Source organism: Streptomyces sp. NPDC090032, from assembly GCF_044748025.1.
Taxonomy (GTDB): domain Bacteria; phylum Actinomycetota; class Actinomycetes; order Streptomycetales; family Streptomycetaceae; genus Streptomyces.
In genome coordinates this window covers 104,315-120,050 of record NZ_JBIVFF010000009.1, presented here as the reverse complement: position 1 = coordinate 120,050, position 15,736 = coordinate 104,315, and the positions used below count along the sequence as shown (strand labels likewise).

The window sequence follows — 15,736 nt, the reverse complement described above, 5'->3', positions numbered from 1 at the left end:
GCGCCCATGGCGACACCGGAGTTCCGCCCCACCCACGTCGTGCCCCCGGACGGGCTGCCCGCCTGGGAGGAACCGGACGTGTCCCGGCCGACGCAGCCCCTCGACCCGTTGCTCCCGGTCGAGTTGGTCGACCGGCGCGCGGACTGGGGCCGGATCGTGTGTGCCAACGGCTGGTCGGCATGGGTCGACGCGCGTCTGCTCGTCGCCGTGCCGCACGACCCGCCGGAGGCCGGAAAGCCGATGGCCCGCACGGCGGATCCGCGACCGCTGATGGCGCGCGTCGAGGAGGCGGCGGGCCAGTACCGGCGCGCCGCGCAGGAACTGGCCGAGGAACGCATCGACGGGGAGACGTTCCGGCGCCGCACGCAGGGGCTGCGGGTGGGGATGGTCGTCGACGGCGAGGCGGTGTGGCTGTACGACGCCGAGCACGAGCGCTGGGTGTACTGCGACGGTACGCAGCTGAGTACGTACGCGGCGGAGGCGGGACCGGGACGGCCGAGCGCGGCGACACCGGCGCCCGCGCAACCCGCGCATCCCGCGGCCCCCGAACCCACGGGCGTCGCCGACTCGGGCCCGGACGAGAACGCCGACGGCTCCGGCGCGGGCGAGAAAGCCGACGGCCCCAGCCCGGACGAGACCCTCGACGGGGCACCCTCCACCCCGAACGAGAGCTCGGCCCGGACCCGGACCCCGACCCCCAAGTCCCCCGAACCCACCCGCGTCGTGGACCCCGCGCAGATGACCGGCTACGACGCGGCCGAGCGCGAGCGCGAGCGCAGCACCCAGGGGCCGGGTGACCGGTGATGGCTGACGATCCGCGGTTGCCCGCCGGACGGCCGTCCGATCTGCTCGGGCGGCGGATCGCCGGGTACCGCGTGGAGAGCGAGATCGGCCGGGGCGGCATGGCGGTCGTCTACCGGGCCTTGGACCTGCGTCTCGAACGCACCGTCGCGCTCAAGCTGCTCGCCCCGGAACTCGCCCGTAACGACACCTTCCGCAAACGGTTCACGCACGAGTCGCGCGTCGCCGCCGCCATCGACCATCCGCACATCGTGCCGGTCTTCGAGGCCGGCGAGGCCGAGGGCATCCTCTACATCGCCATGCGCTTCGTCGCGGGCCAGGACCTTCGCGCGCTCCTCGACCGTCAGGGGCCGCTGCCCGTGGGGACGGCCGTACGGATCGCCGCGCAGGTCGCGTCCGCGCTCGACGCCGCCCACGACCACGACCTGGTGCACCGGGACGTGAAGCCGGGCAACATCCTGGTCGCCGCGGGCACGGACAGCGACCATCCCGAGCACGTCTACCTCACGGACTTCGGCCTGACGAAGAAGTCGCTGTCCCTGACCGGATTCACGTCCGTGGGCCAGTTCGTCGGCACGCTCGACTATGTGGCGCCCGAGCAGATCTCCGGCCGCCCGGTCGACGGCAGGTGCGACGTCTACAGCCTCGCCTGCGTCGTCCAGGAGACCCTGACGGGTCTGCCGCCGTTCCAGCGCGACGACGACATGGCGCTGCTGTGGGCCCACCAGTTCGACCCGCCACCGCCCCTGACCGGCCTGCGCCCCGAACTCCCCGCCGCGATGGACGCCGTGCTCGCCAAGGCACTGGCCAAGAGCCCGGACGACCGCTACGAATCGTGCCTCCAGTTCGTGGCGGCGCTGCGCGCGGCGGCGCGTGGCGGTGTCCGGAACAGCCATCCTCCGACGCGGGTGGACGGCCGGATCAGTGCGTGGTCTCCCACCGCCGAACCCCCGCCCGCCCCGCCGCGATGGGCGCTGCCGGTCTTCACGGGCCTCGTGCGCTAGCCGCTCAGCTCAACTCCGGTCCGGCTTCGCCGTCTCCACCTCCCCGCGCCGATGGCGGCGCGACGCGAGCAGACCGCCGAGGAACCCGGTGACCAGGCCCCACAGGACGGCGAGGCCGAGGGCGGTCCACAGGTGTGGGCGCAGCGACACCTCGCCGCCGAGCCCACCGCCGATGTCGCCGATGCCGAGGAGCGACAGGCCGTAGTGCGCGGAGATGCGGGCGAGGAGGCAGATGGCGAGCACGGTCAGGACGAGGGCCACCGCCATGTGGACGGCGTGCTGCCACGCCCGCATACGGGCGGGTGACCGCAGCGCCATCCCGAACGCCGCCGCCAGCGTCAGGATCGCGGCCACCACGACCGACCACCAGATGCGGCCGTCCTGCTCGGCGAGCGTGCTGACGTTGACGGTGGAGATGTCGGGCGTACGGAGTACGACGTCGAGGATGTGCGGCACGGGCAGACCGAACGGGCCGTCGACCTTGCCGTCCCAGGACGCGCCGAGGCCGATGGTGTAGCCGAACCAGACGAGGTTGGGCAGGCCGAGGAGGATCACGGCGAACGTCTCGGACACGTGGCCGCGCGTCGCGGCGACTACGAGCCCGACGACGATGCCGAGGACCACGTACACGAGCAGCAGCGCGACCATCGCGTACGCGGCCGGGCGCACCGACTCCTGGAAGCGGACGAGGCGGGCGGGGAGCGGGGCGCCGCGTGACACGAGGACGGCGAGGATCATGACACCCGCGAGCCACAGCACGCCGAAGAGGATCGTGAGGGGAAGGTCCGTCCGGAATCCGACCTTGGGCGGGCCGTCCAGGACGCCCTCGATGATGCCGCCGGTCGGGTCCGTGACGGGGATGTCGAAATCCTGCCTGGCCAGGAACGAGAGGACGATGACCGCGACCACCCATGGCACGGCCACCCGCCCGGCCCAGCCGAGGAGTTCGCCGCTGCTCGCGATGGCCCGGTGCCGCAGGGGCCGCAGGAAGCCCGCGGCGATCACCAGCGCTCCGGCGAGGGTCACGGAGAGGGGCAGGACCGAGATGTCGGCGTGCGTCCGGGCGAGGTCACCGGCGTTTCCGTCCAGTTCGACGGATCCGCCGGCCGCCATCACCACGACGGCGGCGACCACTCGGGGGAAGGCGCTCCCGGGCAGCCCGGCCGCACCCGCGGCCCACAGGCCGAGGGCGGCCGTGACCACCATGGCCACGAGCCCGGCGAGCACGGCCACGAGGGCCGCGGCCCAGCCGTGTTTCGCGCTGCGCCTGGTGCCGGTCGGGCCGTCGGATGCCTGTTCACTCACGGGGCCACGCTAGGCAGACGCCCGACGGTCCGCCCCTCGGGAGGGCCGACCGCGTCGGCTTGCGAGCGGTAGGCGTTCGGCTTGCGAGGCGTACGGGTTCGGCTTGCGAGCCGTCCGAGTACGGAACACACAATGTGGAGGTAACGGGACAGAGAGACCTGGCCCCCGGACCGAGAGGGCGGGTCCTCCCCATCCCACCCCATGCCTCCTACGGTGAGAAGAAGCGCCCGTGAGTGACCGACCGACGGAGCCCGGCCGCCCCACCGGCCCCCCATCCGGCCCACTCTCGGGCCCGACCCGGCCAGGGTCCGTACCCCCGCCACCTCCCGAGCACCCCAGTGACGGCGAACACCGGCCGTCCGGGGAAGGCACCGGCTCGGGCGCCGGCTCCGGCAGAACGGGCGGCGGTGGCCCCGGCGGGACGGGCGGCGGCGGTCCCGGCGACACTCCGCCCCCCGGCAGCCCGCCCCCGCCGAGTCAGACCCCGCGCCCCGAGGGACCGGGACCCGATCGCCCCTGGTGGCGGTTCACGCCCAAGAAGCTCGTGGGGCTCGGCGTCCTGATCGTCGCCGCGGTGGTCCTCACCATCGTCCTCACCAGCTCCGGCGGCGGTGGGGGCGGCGGAACCACGGCCGGCGGTGAGCTCTTCCTCCAGAGCGCCGACTCGTCCGGCCCCGACCCGTACACCGCGTCGAGCACCCACAAGGGTGCCACCGCGACGGCTCCGACCACGCTGCCGAGCCCGTCCGGGGACGCCTCGTCTCAGGGCGCGAACATCGTCCGGGGAGTCGAGGGCTCCGCCCCCGGTCTGTACGGCGGCACCCGCAACGTCTCCAGCTGTGACGTGGAGAAGCAGATCTCCGCGCTGGGGGCGGAGCCGGACAAGAACAAGGCGTTCGCCTCGGTCCTCGGTATCGACCCGTCCGGAGTCCCCGCCTATCTGCGGTCACTGACACCGGTTCAGCTCCGCCTCGACACACGGGTCACCAATCACGGCTTCCGCAACGGCGCCGCGACCACGTTCCAGTCGGTTCTCCAGTCCGGCACGGCCGTGCTCGTGAACGACCGCGGCGAGCCGCGCGTGCGGTGCTCGTGCGGGAATCCGCTGCTCGCGCCGGTGCCCCTGCAGGGGTCGGTGAAGCGTGAGGGCAAGGCCTGGTCCGGTTACAAGTCGTCGGACGCGGTCGTCGTGTCGCCGGCGGCGCAGCCGGTGAACAGGTTCGTGATGTACGACCCGGAGACCGAGGGCTGGTTCACGCGGAACGCGGGCACCACGGGCGCAGGCGACATGAGGACCACGCCGCGCACCCCGCCCTCTCCCTCGGCTGCCTCGAAAGCCCCGTCGTCCGGCTCGTCGCAGTCTCAGTCACAGCAGTCGTCCCCGTCCTCCGAGCCGTCCCAGTCGTCGCAACCACCCTCGTCCGGGGCGACCGGATCGTCTCCGGCCCCGCCGTCGGGCGCGAAGTCCCCGGCCCCGAAGTCACCCGCCTCACAACCGGCGAGCTAGTGCGGCCCTACCTGGGCAGACAGCGGCAGACGGCGACAATCAGCGACAGACGGCCTCACGCGCGAGCCACTCCGGCGCGAGCACCGACCACACCTCAAGATCCTGCTTGACGCCGTTGTGCGAGCCCGCCTCGCGCAGCACCCCGTCCCGCCGCATGCCGAGCCGGCGCGCCACGTTCAGGCTGGGCCCGTTCTCGGAGGAGGCGACCCATTCCACGCGGTGGATGCCGCGTTCGTGGACCGCCCAGTCGATGAGGACACGGGCGCCGCGCGTGACGAGGCCGCGTCCGGAGGCGGCAGGCTCGAGCCAGCAGCCGATCTCGCAGTTGCCGCCCTCCGCGTCGAAGATCCGGAAGAGCAGGCCGCCGACGAGCGTCCCGTCCAGCCAGAGCCCGTGCAGGCTTCCGCTGTCGGCGGCGCGCTTGTCGGCATAGGACTTGAGCAGGTCCCGGGCGGAGGCGACGTCCTTGATGTCCGAGCCGAACGCGATGTGCTGCCCGATGAACTCGCGCCCGCGCTCCAGATGGGCGAGGAACTGCTCGGCGTGCCACGTCTCAAGGGGCCGCAGCTCCGCGCCGTCGTCACCCAGGGAGATCGTGTACATCGCGCTTGTGCTCCTCGGCTCGGGCCTTCACCAGTACGTCCAGCAGCGCGTCGTCCGAGGCCGGGCGCTGTCCGGAAATACTCGCATGCGCCTCGCGGCGCTCGGGCAGCTCGATGCTGATGCGGGGCAGCCGGCGGTCCAGCCACTTCGGCAGCCACCAGTTGGCGCCGCCGAGCATGTGCATGAGAGCGGGCACCAGGAGCGTGCGCAGGACGAACGCGTCGAGGGCGACGGCGGCGGCCAGCGCGATGCCGAACATCGCGATGACGCGGTCACCGCTGAGGACGAAGGCCAGGAAGACCGAAATCATGATGACGGCCGCGGAGTTGATGACGCGGCTGGTCTCGGCGAGCCCGACGCGGACGGCCCGCCGGTTGTCGCGGCTCTCCAGCCACTCCTCGTACATGCGGCTGACCAGGAACACCTGGTAGTCCATCGAGAGCCCGAACAGCACCGACACCATGATCACGGGGAGGAAGGGCTCGATCGGGCCCGCTCTGCCGAGGCCGAGCATCTCGCCGCCCCAGCCCCACTGGAAGATCGCGACGACCACGCCGAAGGCCGAGGCGACCGCCGCGACGTTCATCGCGGCGGCCTTGAGGGGGATGCCGATCGAGCGGAAGGCCAGGAGCAGCAGGACGCAGCCGAGCCCGATGACGACGCCCACGAACAGCGGCAGTTTGCCGATGATGACGTCGGCGAAGTCGTCGTAGCTGGCGGTGACTCCGCCGAGCTGCACGTCGAGCGACGTGCCCTTCTCGGCCTCCGGGATGGTGTCGGTGCGCAGTCGGTCGACGAGCTCGCTGGTCTTCTGGGACTGCGGCGCGGACTTCGGCACGACGGTCAGGAAGGCGGCGGTGCCGCTGTCGTTGTACGTCGCCGGGGTCACGGAGGAGACGCCCTCGGCCGAGCCGATCATGGACTCGAGACGGCTCACGGCCACCTGGTCGCCGGCGCCGTCTATGGGGGTGACGAGGGTCAGCGGCCCGTTCACGCCCGGCCCGAAACCGTCGGCCAGGAGGTCGTAGGCCTGTCTGGTCGTGGACGACGACGCGTTGTTGCCCTGGTCGGACGTGCCCAGGTGCAGGAAGAACGTGGGCACCGAGAGCACAGTGATCACGCCGAGGGCGAGGCCGCCGAGGAGACGGGGGTGGCGCTCCACGAAGACGGCCCAGCGGGCGGCGAGTCCGGTCGGCAGCTCCGGTTCGGGCCCGTGTTCGGAGAGTCTGCGTCGCTGGCGCCCGCTGAGTGCGCGCATGCCGATGAACGACAGGAGCGCGGGCAGCAGGGTGACGGACGCGGCGACGGTGAGGAGCACGGTCAGGGACGCGGCGATCGCGACGCCGTTGAGGAAGCTGAGGCGCAGGATCAGCATGCCGAGGAGCGCGATGCAGACGGTTGCGCCGGCGAAGACGACGGCGCGTCCGGTGGTGGCGACGGCGCGCTCGGCGGCCTCGTTCACGGACAGGCCCTGTTTCAGGCCGCGCCGGTGCCTGGTCACGATGAACAGCGCGTAGTCGATCCCGACGCCGAGGCCGACGAGCATGCCGAGCATCGGGGCGAAGTCGGCGACGGTCATCACATGACCGAGGAGCACGATGGCGGAGGCAGCGGTGCCCACGCTGACGAGCGCCGTGGCGATCGGCAGGGCACTGGCCGCGAGGGAGCCGAAGGCGACGAGCAGCACGGCGGCGGCGACCACGACGCCGACGATCTCGGCGACATGGCCCTGGGCGGGCTCGGTCAGGGCCACGGCGCTGCCGCCGAGTTCGACCCGCAGTCCGTCGGGGGCGTTCCTCTCGGCGGCCCTGGCGGTGTCGACGAGGCGCTGCGCGTCCGACTTGGCGACGTCGTCGGACTGCTCGTGGAAGGTGACCGTGGCGTAGGCGGTGCGTCCGTCGGCGCTTATCTGTCCGGTGCCCTGCTGGTCGTACGGGCCGGTGACGGCGGCGATGCCGGGCAGGTGCTCGATCCTGTCGAGCGTGCGGGTCATGCGCTCTTTCACGTCGGCGGCGCGGACCATGCTGCCGTCCGTGTGCCACACGACGGTGTCGCTGTCGCCGCCGAGGCCGGGGAAGCCGTCGTTCAGGAGCTGGGCGGCGCGTCCCGACTCGGTGCCCGGCGCCTCGTAGTCGTTCGAGTACGAAGAGCCCGCGACGGCCGCTGCCGCGCTCGTGCCGCCGAGGGCGAGGAGCCACAGCAGGACGACTACGAGGCGGTGCCGTGCGCACCATCGTGCGAGTGCTGCCACGGACGTGCTCCCAGGGTTCGTGGATCTTCACCGGGAACGGCCCGCAAAGACACATGAGCAATGGCAAACCACTCTTACAGCAAGAAGTGATCTTTTGTCTCTTTCGTGGCCTTACTCACAAGCCGAGTGTCAGCTGAGTCAGCCGAGCACCTGAAGTCCCGCCCAGAGCGCGACCGTTGACACCACCAGCGTCGCCGGGACCGTGAGCACGCCGAGCCGCGTGAAGTCACCGAGCTCGGGATGCACGTCGTGGGCATGGACGATGCGGCGCCACAGGAGCGTGGCGAGCGAGCCCACATACGTGAGGTTGGGGCCGAGGTTGACGCCGATGAGCACCGCGAGAACCGGTCCCGGACCCGCGGCCGCCGCCACGGGGAGCAGCGCGAGGACGGCCGGAAGGTTGTTGATCAGGTTGGCGAGCAGGGCCGCGACCCCGGCGACGGCGAGCAGCGCGGGCAGCGACGAGCCCGCGGGAAGCAGCCGGTCGATGCCGTCCCCGAGCCCGTTGTCGACGACCGCCTTGACCACGATCCCGAGCGCGAGGACGAAGAGGCAGAAGTACGGGTGCGCCGACTTCACGAGCGCGAACGGGGTCGTGCGCCGCTGCCCGAGCGCCCGCGCCGCGAGGACGGCCGTGCCGGCGATCGCCGCCCACAGCGGGTCGATCCCGGCGAACGAGGTGACGACGAAGCCCACGAGTGTCAGGGCGAGGACGGTCAGGGTGAACACCGGCAGGCCCGGCGGTTCCTCGGCGTCCGGCTCGTGCGCGGGCGCCGCCAGGTCGGCGGCGAAGTACCGCCGGAACACCGCGTACTCGACGGCGATCGCGCCCAGCCACGGCAGGGCCATGAGCCCCGCGAACCGCGCGAAGGTGAGTCCGCTCGCGGTGAAGGCGAGCAGGTTGGTGAGGTTCGAGACCGGCAGGAGCAGCGAGGCGGAGTTGGCGAGGTGGGCGCTCGCGTAGACGTGCGGGCGCGGCCTCGCGCCGATCCGGCGGGCCGTGGCGAGGACGACCGGCGTGAGCAGCACGACGGTGGCGTCCAGGCTCAGTACGGCCGTGATCACGGCGGCCGCGGCGAAGACCCCGCCGAGCATGCGGCGCGGACTGCCCTTGCAGGCGCGCGCGATCGCGTCACCCGCGGCTTTGAACAGGCCCTCGTCGGCGCAGAGCTGAGCCAGCACCAGGACGGCCGCGAGGAATCCGACGACCGGCAGCAGCTCCCGCGTCTCGGCCCACGCGTGCGCGGGCGACACCGCGCCGACCGCCACGACGACCGCCGCGGCGGGCACGGCGACGACGGCCTCCGGCAGCTGCCGGGGACGCACCACGGCGAAGCCGAGGATGCACAGGAGGAGGGCGACGGAGAGGAATTCGGCGGGGATGGTGCTCAAGGTGCTGCTCCAGGATTCGTACTCCCCACGGCAAACGCCGGCCGGGCATCTCAGCCCGGCCGGCGTTTGAGGCCAAAGAACGCGGCGGTACGGGGGCGGAGCCCCCGCAGGAACCCCTCAGCCCCCGCAGGAACCCTCAGCCGTCGGAGACGCCCAGCTTCTCCAGGATGAGCTCCTTGACGCGCGCCGCGTCCGCCTGGCCACGGGTGGCCTTCATGACGGCGCCGACCAGCGCACCGACCGCCTGGACCTTGCCACCGCGGATCTTGTCCGCGATGCCCGCGTTGCCCGCGATCGCGTCATCCACGGCAGTGGACAGCGCGCCCTCGTCCGAGACGACCTTCAGGCCGCGCTTCTCGACGACCGTGTCCGGGTCACCCTCGCCCGCGAGGACACCCTCGATGACCTGGCGCGCCAGCTTGTCGTTGAGGTCACCGGCGGAGACGAGCGCCGCCACCCGGGCCACCTGGGCCGGGGTGATGGGCAGCTCGTCGAGCGCGGTGCCCGACTCGTTGGCGTTACGGGCGAGCTCGCCCATCCACCACTTGCGGGCGGAGGCGGAGTCCGCGCCCGCCTCGATCGTGGCGACGATCGGGTCGACCGCGCCGGCGTTGAGGATGGACTGCATGTCGTGCTCGGAGACGCCCCACTCCTCGCGCAGCCGGTTGCGGCGCACGCGCGGCATCTCGGGCAGCTCCGCGCGCAGCTCCTCCACCCAGGCGCGGGCGGGCGCCACCGGCACCAGGTCCGGCTCGGGGAAGTAGCGGTAGTCCTCGGCGTTGTCCTTGATGCGGCCCGCCGTGGTGGAGCCGTCCTCCTCGTGGAAGTGACGGGTCTCCTGCACGATCGTGCCGCCGGACGACAGGACAGCGGCGTGCCGCTGGATCTCGTAACGGGCGGCGCGCTCGACGGAACGCAGCGAGTTGACGTTCTTCGTCTCCGAGCGGGTACCGAAGGGCGCATCGGGGCTGGTGCGCAGCGACAGGTTCACGTCGCAGCGCATCTGGCCCTTGTCCATCCGGGCCTCGGAGACGTCGAGCGCCTTGATGACCTCGCGCAGTTCGGCGACGTACGCCTTCGCGACCTCCGGCGCACGCTCCCCGGCGCCCTCGATCGGCTTGGTGACGATCTCGATGAGGGGGATGCCGGCGCGGTTGTAGTCGAGCAGGGAGTGCGAGGCGCCGTGGATACGGCCCGTCGCGCCACCGACGTGCAGCGACTTGCCGGTGTCCTCCTCCATGTGGGCGCGCTCGATCTCCACGCGGAAGATCTCGCCGTCCTCCAGCTGTACGTCGAGGTAGCCGTCGAAGGCGATGGGCTCGTCGTACTGGGAGGTCTGAAAGTTCTTCGGCATGTCCGGATAGAAGTAGTTCTTCCGGGCGAAGCGGCACCAGTCGGCGATCTCGCAGTTGAGCGCGAGGCCGATCTTGATGGCCGACTCGACGCCGATCGCGTTGACGACCGGGAGCGAGCCGGGCAGGCCGAGACAGGTGGGGCAGGTCTGCGAGTTGGGCTCGGCGCCCAGCTCGGTGGAGCACCCGCAGAACATCTTCGTCTTCGTACCCAGCTCGACATGGACCTCGAGGCCCATGACGGGGTCGTACGTCGCGAGTGCCGCGTCGTACGGCATCAGTTCAGTGACGGTCACGGTGAGACTTTCCCTCTCAGCCCAGCAGGACGTCGTCGTCGCCCAGGCGCTTCAGCTCCCGGTAGAGGATCGCCAGGCCTGTAACGATGGCGGCGGCGGACACCGCGGCGTCGATGAGCCGCAGGGTGTCGTGATCGTTGCGGGCCAGCTTCGCCTGCTTCACGACACTGATCGCGCCGAAAGCGGTGCTCGCAATCGACACGTATGCGCCGGTCTTGGACTTCTTGAAGTTCTTGGCCTTCTTTGCCATGGCACTCACAGCGACGGAGCCTCCTCGAGCAGCGGGTGGCCCCACTTTTCCACGAAGGCTGCCTCGACGGCGGCGCCGACCTTGTACAGCCGGTCGTCCTTCATGGCGGGGGCGATGATCTGCAGCCCGACCGGCAGGCCGTCCTCCGGCGCGAGGCCGCAGGGCAGCGACATGGCTGCGTTGCCGGCCATGTTGGTCGGGATCGTGCACACGTCGGCCAGGTACATCGCCATCGGGTCGTCGGCGCGCTCGCCGATCGGGAAGGCGGTGGTCGGCGTCGTCGGCGAGACGATCACGTCGACCTGCTCGAAGGCCCGCTCGAACTCCTGGGTGATCAGGGTGCGGACCTTCTGGGCGCTGCCGTAGTACGCGTCGTAGTAGCCGGAGCTGAGCGCGTACGTGCCGAGGATGACGCGGCGCTTGACCTCGTCGCCGAAGCCGGCCTCACGGGTGAGGGCGGTGACGTCCTCCGCCGACTTCGTGCCGTCGTCGCCGACCCGCAGGCCGTAGCGCATGGCGTCGAAGCGGGCCAGGTTGGACGAGCACTCGGACGGCGCGATCAGGTAGTACGCCGACAGGGCCAGGTCGAAGGTCGGGCAGTCCAGCTCGACGATCTCGGCGCCGAGCGACGTGAGCAGCTCGACCGACTCGTTGAAGCGCTGGACGACTCCGGCCTGGTAGCCCTCGCCGGAGAACTGCTTGACGACGCCGACGCGCATGCCACGGACCGAGCCGTTGCGGGCGGCCTCGACGACCGGCGGGACCGGAGCGTCGATGGACGTCGAGTCGAGCGGGTCGTGGCCGGCGATGACCTCGTGCAGGAGCGCCGCGTCCAGGACCGTGCGGGCGCAGGGGCCGCCCTGGTCGAGGGAGCTGGAGAACGCCACCATGCCGTAGCGCGAGACGCCGCCGTAGGTCGGCTTGACGCCGACGGTGCCGGTGACGGCCGCGGGCTGGCGGATCGAACCGCCGGTGTCCGTGCCGATGGCGAGCGGGGCCTCGTAGGCGGCGAGGGCCGCGGAGGAACCGCCGCCGGAGCCGCCGGGGATGCGGGTGAGGTCCCACGGGTTGCCCGTCGGGCCGTACGCGCTGTTCTCGGTGGAGGACCCCATGGCGAACTCGTCCATGTTGGTCTTGCCGAGGATGACGACGTCGGCTTCCTTGAGCTTGCGCGTCAGGGTGGCGTCGTACGGCGGGATCCAGCCTTCGAGGATCTTCGAACCGACCGTGGTCGGGATGCCCTCGGTGGTGAAGATGTCCTTCAGCGCGAGCGGCACGCCGGCCAGCGGGCCGAGCTTCTCGCCCGCGGCGCGCTTGGCGTCGACGGCGCGGGCCTGCGCGAGCGCACCCTCACGGTCGACGTGCAGGAAGGCGTGCACCTTCTCGTCGACGGCCTCGATCCGGGCCAGGTGGGCCTCGGTGACCTCGACGGCCGTGAGCTCGCCCGCGGCGATCTTCGAGGCGATCTCGGCGGCGGTGAGCTTGATGATGTTGCTGTCCGTCATGGTGATTAGTCCTCCCCCAGGATCTGCGGCACCTTGAAACGCTGCTGCTCCTGGGCCGGGGCGCCGGAGAGCGCCTGCTCGGGGGTGAGCGACGGACGAACCTCGTCCGCCCGCATGACGTTCGTCAGCGGGAGCGGGTGGGAGGTCGGCGGTACGTCTTGGTCGGCGACCTCCGAGACGCGGGCGACCGCGCCGATGATGTCGTCGAGCTGTCCGGCGAAGTGGTCGAGCTCTTCGTCCTTCAGCTCCAGACGCGCCAGCCGTGCGAGGTGTGCGACCTCCTCGCGCGTGATGCCAGGCATGCAGCGATCCTCTGGGGTGAGTGAGTGTGGTTTGGGCCGGGGCCAGTCGTCCCATTCCCGTCGTCCGCCCGAAGGGCGGGTCGTGCGTCGTCTGGTGCGTGCGATCGCAAGGCGCCGGAGCGTCCTCGTGGCGGAGCCACGTGGACGATTCGGCAACGCGGCGAGCGTGCGTGCCGGGCGTCGCACGACAGACGGGAATGGGACGACTGGCACCAATCCTATGGGGCGGGGAGCCGTGCCTGTTAAACGGTTTCCCGTTCCACCCCTGCACGGCTCAGTTGACGGTCTGTCCCGACGACTGGTCCTCGGCCTCGGCGGCGAGGACGGAGGGCCGCTGCCATCCGCGGGACCCGCGCGCCCGCAGCCACGCCGTCGTCTCGTCCGGCGGCATCGCGGCGGCGACCAGCCAGCCCTGCACGGCGTCGCACCCGAGGTCACGCAGGCGCTCCCAGGTCTCGTCGTCCTCGACGCCCTCGGCGACGACGAGCAGGCCGAGCGAGTGCGCCAGGTCGACGGTGCAGCGGACGATCTCCGCGTCCTCGTTGTCCACGGCGAGGCGGGCCACGAAGGAGCGGTCGATCTTCAGCTCGCTGACGGGGAGGCGGCGCAGGTGGACGAGGGAGGAGTAGCCGGTGCCGAAGTCGTCGAGGGACATCTTCACGCCGTGCCCGGTGAGCCCGGCGAGGGTGTCGGCGGCGCGCTGGGGGTCCTCCAGCAGGACGTGCTCGGTTATCTCCAGCTGCAGGGCGCCCGGGGGGACGCCGTGCCGGGCGAGCCGCGCGGCGACCGCGCCGGCGAATCCCGGCGTGTGCACGTCCCTCGGCGACACGTTCACCGCGACCGGCACGCGCAGGCCCTGGGCGCGCCAGCGCGCGACCTGCGCGAGCGCCGTCTCCAGTACGTACTCCGTCAGATGGGGCATCAGTCCGGACGACTCGGCGATGGCGATGAACTCGTCCGGCGGAACCTTCCCGCGCTCGGGGTGCACCCAGCGCACCAGCGCCTCAAGGCCGGCGACCTGTCCGTCGAAGCGGACCTTCGGCTGGTAGTGCACCTCCACGTCGCCCGCGTCGAGCGCCCGGCGCAGATCGCCGAGGAGGCCCAGGCGGTCGGGGGTGTTGGAGTCCCGCTTGGATTCGTAGACCTCTACGCCCGTGCGGTCCCGCTTCGCCTGGTACATGGCGACGTCGGCGCGGCGCAGCAGGCCTTCGGCGTCGAGCGCGTGGTCGGGGAAGACGGCGAGCCCGGCGCTGGCCTCCAGGACCAGGGTGAGTCCGTCCAGGTCGAGCGGGGAGCCGAGGGCGGCGACCAGCGAGCGCGCCACGCGGGTGGCGGACGTCGTGGAGTCGGCCACGGGCAGGAGTACGGCGAACTCGTCGCCGCCGAGGCGTGCGACCTCCGCCCCGCGGGGCAGGGCCATCCGGAGCCGGTCGGCTATCTGGAGCAGGAGCCGGTCCCCGGCGAGGTGGCCGAGGGTGTCGTTGACCGAACGGAAGCGGTCGAGGTCGATCAGCATGAGGGCGCTGCGCGCGCCGATCCGCTCGGCGTCGTCGAGCGCGGTCCAGGTCCGCTCCAGGAGCCACTGCCGGTTGGGCAGCCCGGTGAGCGGGTCCCGCAGCTGCTCCTCGGCCCGGGCGCGGGCGATCCACAGCGTCGAGTCGAGGGCGATGAGCGGGACGGCGAACAGCGGCAGCAGCACGGGCAGGGCGATCGCGACCACGCAGATCAGCGGGGCGATGCCGAGCAGCGCGACGCCGACGAGGCCCTGCCGGAGCAGGGCGGTGCGGGCGACGGTCGGCAGTCCTGAGGTGCCCGGCGCGTGGACGGACCAGAGCAGGCTGCGGGTGACCGTGAGGTAGGCGGCCGCGACGAGCGCCACCTCGGGGGCGTTGAGGACCGTCCAGGTCTCGGGCTTCCAGGGGGACTCCACGGACGGGACCTGGCCGAACACGGCGAGCACGAGGGCCCCGGTGCCGATCCCGATGATGTCGACCGCACCGTGCAGGATGCCCTGGCGCCAGCGGTGCCGGCGGGCGATGCCGACGAGGACGACGACGGTGAGGCTGACCATGCCGGCGGGCACCCAGCCGTAGAGCAGCAGGACCGCGAGCGTTAAAGCCGCACCGGAGCCGGTGCCGCCCCACCAGCGGTCGCGGCCGAGCGCGACGAGGTGGCCGACGATGATGCCGGTCAGAACGGCGAGGGACCAGCCGGCGGCGCCGGACGGGAAGAGCGCGTGGCTGCCGGTGAAGGCGCGGTAGAAGCCGGTGCCGAGCACGGCGGCGGCGAGGGCCACGATGGCGAGGGGCAGCATGGGCAGCGCGCCGAGCCAGGAGCGCTCCCGGCCGTCCCCCTCCTCGCCGTAGGTCCCGCCGAAGGTCCCGTACGCGCGCGGCCAGCCGCCCGTGTCTGCCGGGTCGGCGCCCGTCCACCCGGAACCACCGTCAGCGGCGGGCCCGGTCCAGCCGGTCCCGCCGCTCACCGCCGCTCCGGACGCGGTACCGCCGATGGCACCGATGCCCGCCCCTCCGTTCGAACCCGGGGCGGACCAACCGGGCGCCGCCGCACCGGATCCGGTGACGCCGTAGGCGCCGATCCCCGCGCCGCCGTTCGAACCGGACGCGGGCCAGCCGGGCGCGGGCGCCCCGGATCCGTCCGGAGCGCCGGACGAGCCGCTCTCGGCCGCCGCAGCGCCGCGGCGCGTACGCCCCGCGCCGCGGATCGCGAACGCAGCGCGCCACCCACCGCTCCTGCTCACCGGACCACCGCGCTCGCTCCCGCTACCGCCACGGCCGTCGTCCGCGGGACGCCCGGCCCCCCGGCCCGTCTCACCGGTGGCGTCGTCCCTCTCGGCGGACTGGTCCGTCTCGTCCGGTCGCGGCATGCTGCGCGCGGGCGCCGTGCTCGCGGAGCCTCGCCACACGCGCCAGCGCGTGCGCAGCCGTGAGTCCGGAGCGGCGCTCTCGGTCGGTTCCATTCCCGTCCCTCTCACAGCCGGCGGTGCCCACGCCACGCGATCCGATGCGGACGACTTCCGTCAGCGGTATCGCGTCCTCGTTCTCTGCCCCGTGCCCGTCATGGGCACGGGATGCCCCATCCGCAGCCGGGCACGGCAGGCGCACCCCTCAACAGTAGGCCGCAGAAGGCTTCCAGGGGCAGCGGTCGCCC

General features: G+C 72.1%; 12 protein-coding genes. 3 read left to right on the top strand and 9 right to left on the bottom strand.

Going from position 1 to position 15,736, the window contains the following annotated elements; translation table 11 throughout:
• Positions 1–6: 6 nt before the first annotated feature.
• Both ACIPWY_RS23340 and ACIPWY_RS23335 read left to right on the top strand, forming a co-directional pair.
• The gene (locus ACIPWY_RS23340; protein WP_362904654.1) at positions 7–804 is read left to right on the top strand and encodes a hypothetical protein; all 798 of its coding nucleotides are present in this window, start codon (positions 7–9) and stop codon (positions 802–804) included.
• Complete coding sequence (locus ACIPWY_RS23335) at positions 804–1,805, top strand: serine/threonine-protein kinase (protein WP_362904652.1); 1,002 nt, start codon at positions 804–806, stop codon at positions 1,803–1,805. The genes ACIPWY_RS23340 and ACIPWY_RS23335 overlap by 1 nt, the downstream gene beginning before the upstream one ends.
• A 9-nt stretch (positions 1,806–1,814) precedes the next feature.
• On the opposite strand, the gene ACIPWY_RS23330 is transcribed toward ACIPWY_RS23335, so the two are convergent.
• Positions 1,815–3,110 carry a streptophobe family protein gene (locus ACIPWY_RS23330; RefSeq protein ID WP_362904650.1) on the bottom strand — a complete coding sequence of 432 codons (1,296 nt, stop codon included), beginning with the start codon at positions 3,108–3,110 and terminating at the stop codon, positions 1,815–1,817.
• A 544-nt stretch (positions 3,111–3,654) separates the two neighbouring features.
• Here ACIPWY_RS23330 and ACIPWY_RS23325 point away from each other — a divergent pair.
• Complete coding sequence (locus ACIPWY_RS23325; RefSeq protein WP_401534767.1) at positions 3,655–4,617, top strand: DUF6777 domain-containing protein; 963 nt, start codon at positions 3,655–3,657, stop codon at positions 4,615–4,617.
• A 39-nt stretch (positions 4,618–4,656) separates the two neighbouring features.
• Here the strand turns inward: ACIPWY_RS23325 and ACIPWY_RS23320 are convergent, their stop codons facing one another.
• The 8 genes from ACIPWY_RS23320 to ACIPWY_RS23285 form a co-directional block, all read right to left on the bottom strand.
• On the bottom strand, positions 4,657–5,220 hold the full coding sequence (locus tag ACIPWY_RS23320; RefSeq protein WP_362904646.1) for a GNAT family protein: 564 nt from the start codon (positions 5,218–5,220) through the stop codon (positions 4,657–4,659).
• Positions 5,198–7,471 (bottom strand): MMPL family transporter, encoded by a 2,274-nt coding sequence (locus ACIPWY_RS23315; protein WP_393704184.1) that lies wholly within the window; start codon positions 7,469–7,471, stop codon positions 5,198–5,200. Before ACIPWY_RS23315 ends, ACIPWY_RS23320 begins: the two co-directional genes overlap by 23 nt.
• Before the next feature lie 138 nt (positions 7,472–7,609).
• Positions 7,610–8,863, bottom strand: coding sequence for an SLC13 family permease (locus ACIPWY_RS23310; protein ID WP_383882851.1), 1,254 nt, complete (start codon positions 8,861–8,863; stop codon positions 7,610–7,612).
• Between the two features lie 136 nt (positions 8,864–8,999).
• Positions 9,000–10,511, bottom strand: a complete 1,512-nt coding sequence (gene gatB, locus ACIPWY_RS23305; RefSeq protein ID WP_362904640.1) for an Asp-tRNA(Asn)/Glu-tRNA(Gln) amidotransferase subunit GatB — start codon at positions 10,509–10,511, stop codon at positions 9,000–9,002.
• A gap of 16 nt (positions 10,512–10,527) precedes the next feature.
• A complete protein-coding gene (locus tag ACIPWY_RS23300) occupies positions 10,528–10,761 on the bottom strand; it encodes a hypothetical protein (protein ID WP_356285907.1) in 234 nt (77 codons plus the stop codon).
• A gap of 5 nt (positions 10,762–10,766) precedes the next feature.
• Positions 10,767–12,272 (bottom strand): Asp-tRNA(Asn)/Glu-tRNA(Gln) amidotransferase subunit GatA, encoded by a 1,506-nt coding sequence (gene gatA / locus ACIPWY_RS23295; RefSeq protein ID WP_199842072.1) that lies wholly within the window; start codon positions 12,270–12,272, stop codon positions 10,767–10,769.
• Complete coding sequence (gatC, locus tag ACIPWY_RS23290; protein ID WP_016642027.1) at positions 12,272–12,568, bottom strand: Asp-tRNA(Asn)/Glu-tRNA(Gln) amidotransferase subunit GatC; 297 nt, start codon at positions 12,566–12,568, stop codon at positions 12,272–12,274. The genes gatA and gatC overlap by 1 nt, the downstream gene beginning before the upstream one ends.
• 274 nt (positions 12,569–12,842) lie before the next feature.
• Positions 12,843–15,086, bottom strand: a complete 2,244-nt coding sequence (locus tag ACIPWY_RS23285; RefSeq protein ID WP_362904902.1) for a bifunctional diguanylate cyclase/phosphodiesterase — start codon at positions 15,084–15,086, stop codon at positions 12,843–12,845.
• Positions 15,087–15,736: the final 650 nt, after the last annotated feature.

What these genes read in the sequence shown, in the direction of transcription:
- ACIPWY_RS23340 (WP_362904654.1), top strand. Translation starts at nt 7, where the DNA reads ATGGCGACACCGGAGTTCCGCCCCACCCACGTCGTGCCCCCGGACGGG.
- ACIPWY_RS23335 (WP_362904652.1), top strand. Translation starts at nt 804, where the DNA reads ATGGCTGACGATCCGCGGTTGCCCGCCGGACGGCCGTCCGATCTGCTC.
- ACIPWY_RS23320 (WP_362904646.1), bottom strand. Translation starts at nt 5,220, where the DNA reads ATGTACACGATCTCCCTGGGTGACGACGGCGCGGAGCTGCGGCCCCTT.
- ACIPWY_RS23300 (WP_356285907.1), bottom strand. Translation starts at nt 10,761, where the DNA reads ATGGCAAAGAAGGCCAAGAACTTCAAGAAGTCCAAGACCGGCGCATAC.
- gatC (WP_016642027.1), bottom strand. Translation starts at nt 12,568, where the DNA reads ATGCCTGGCATCACGCGCGAGGAGGTCGCACACCTCGCACGGCTGGCG.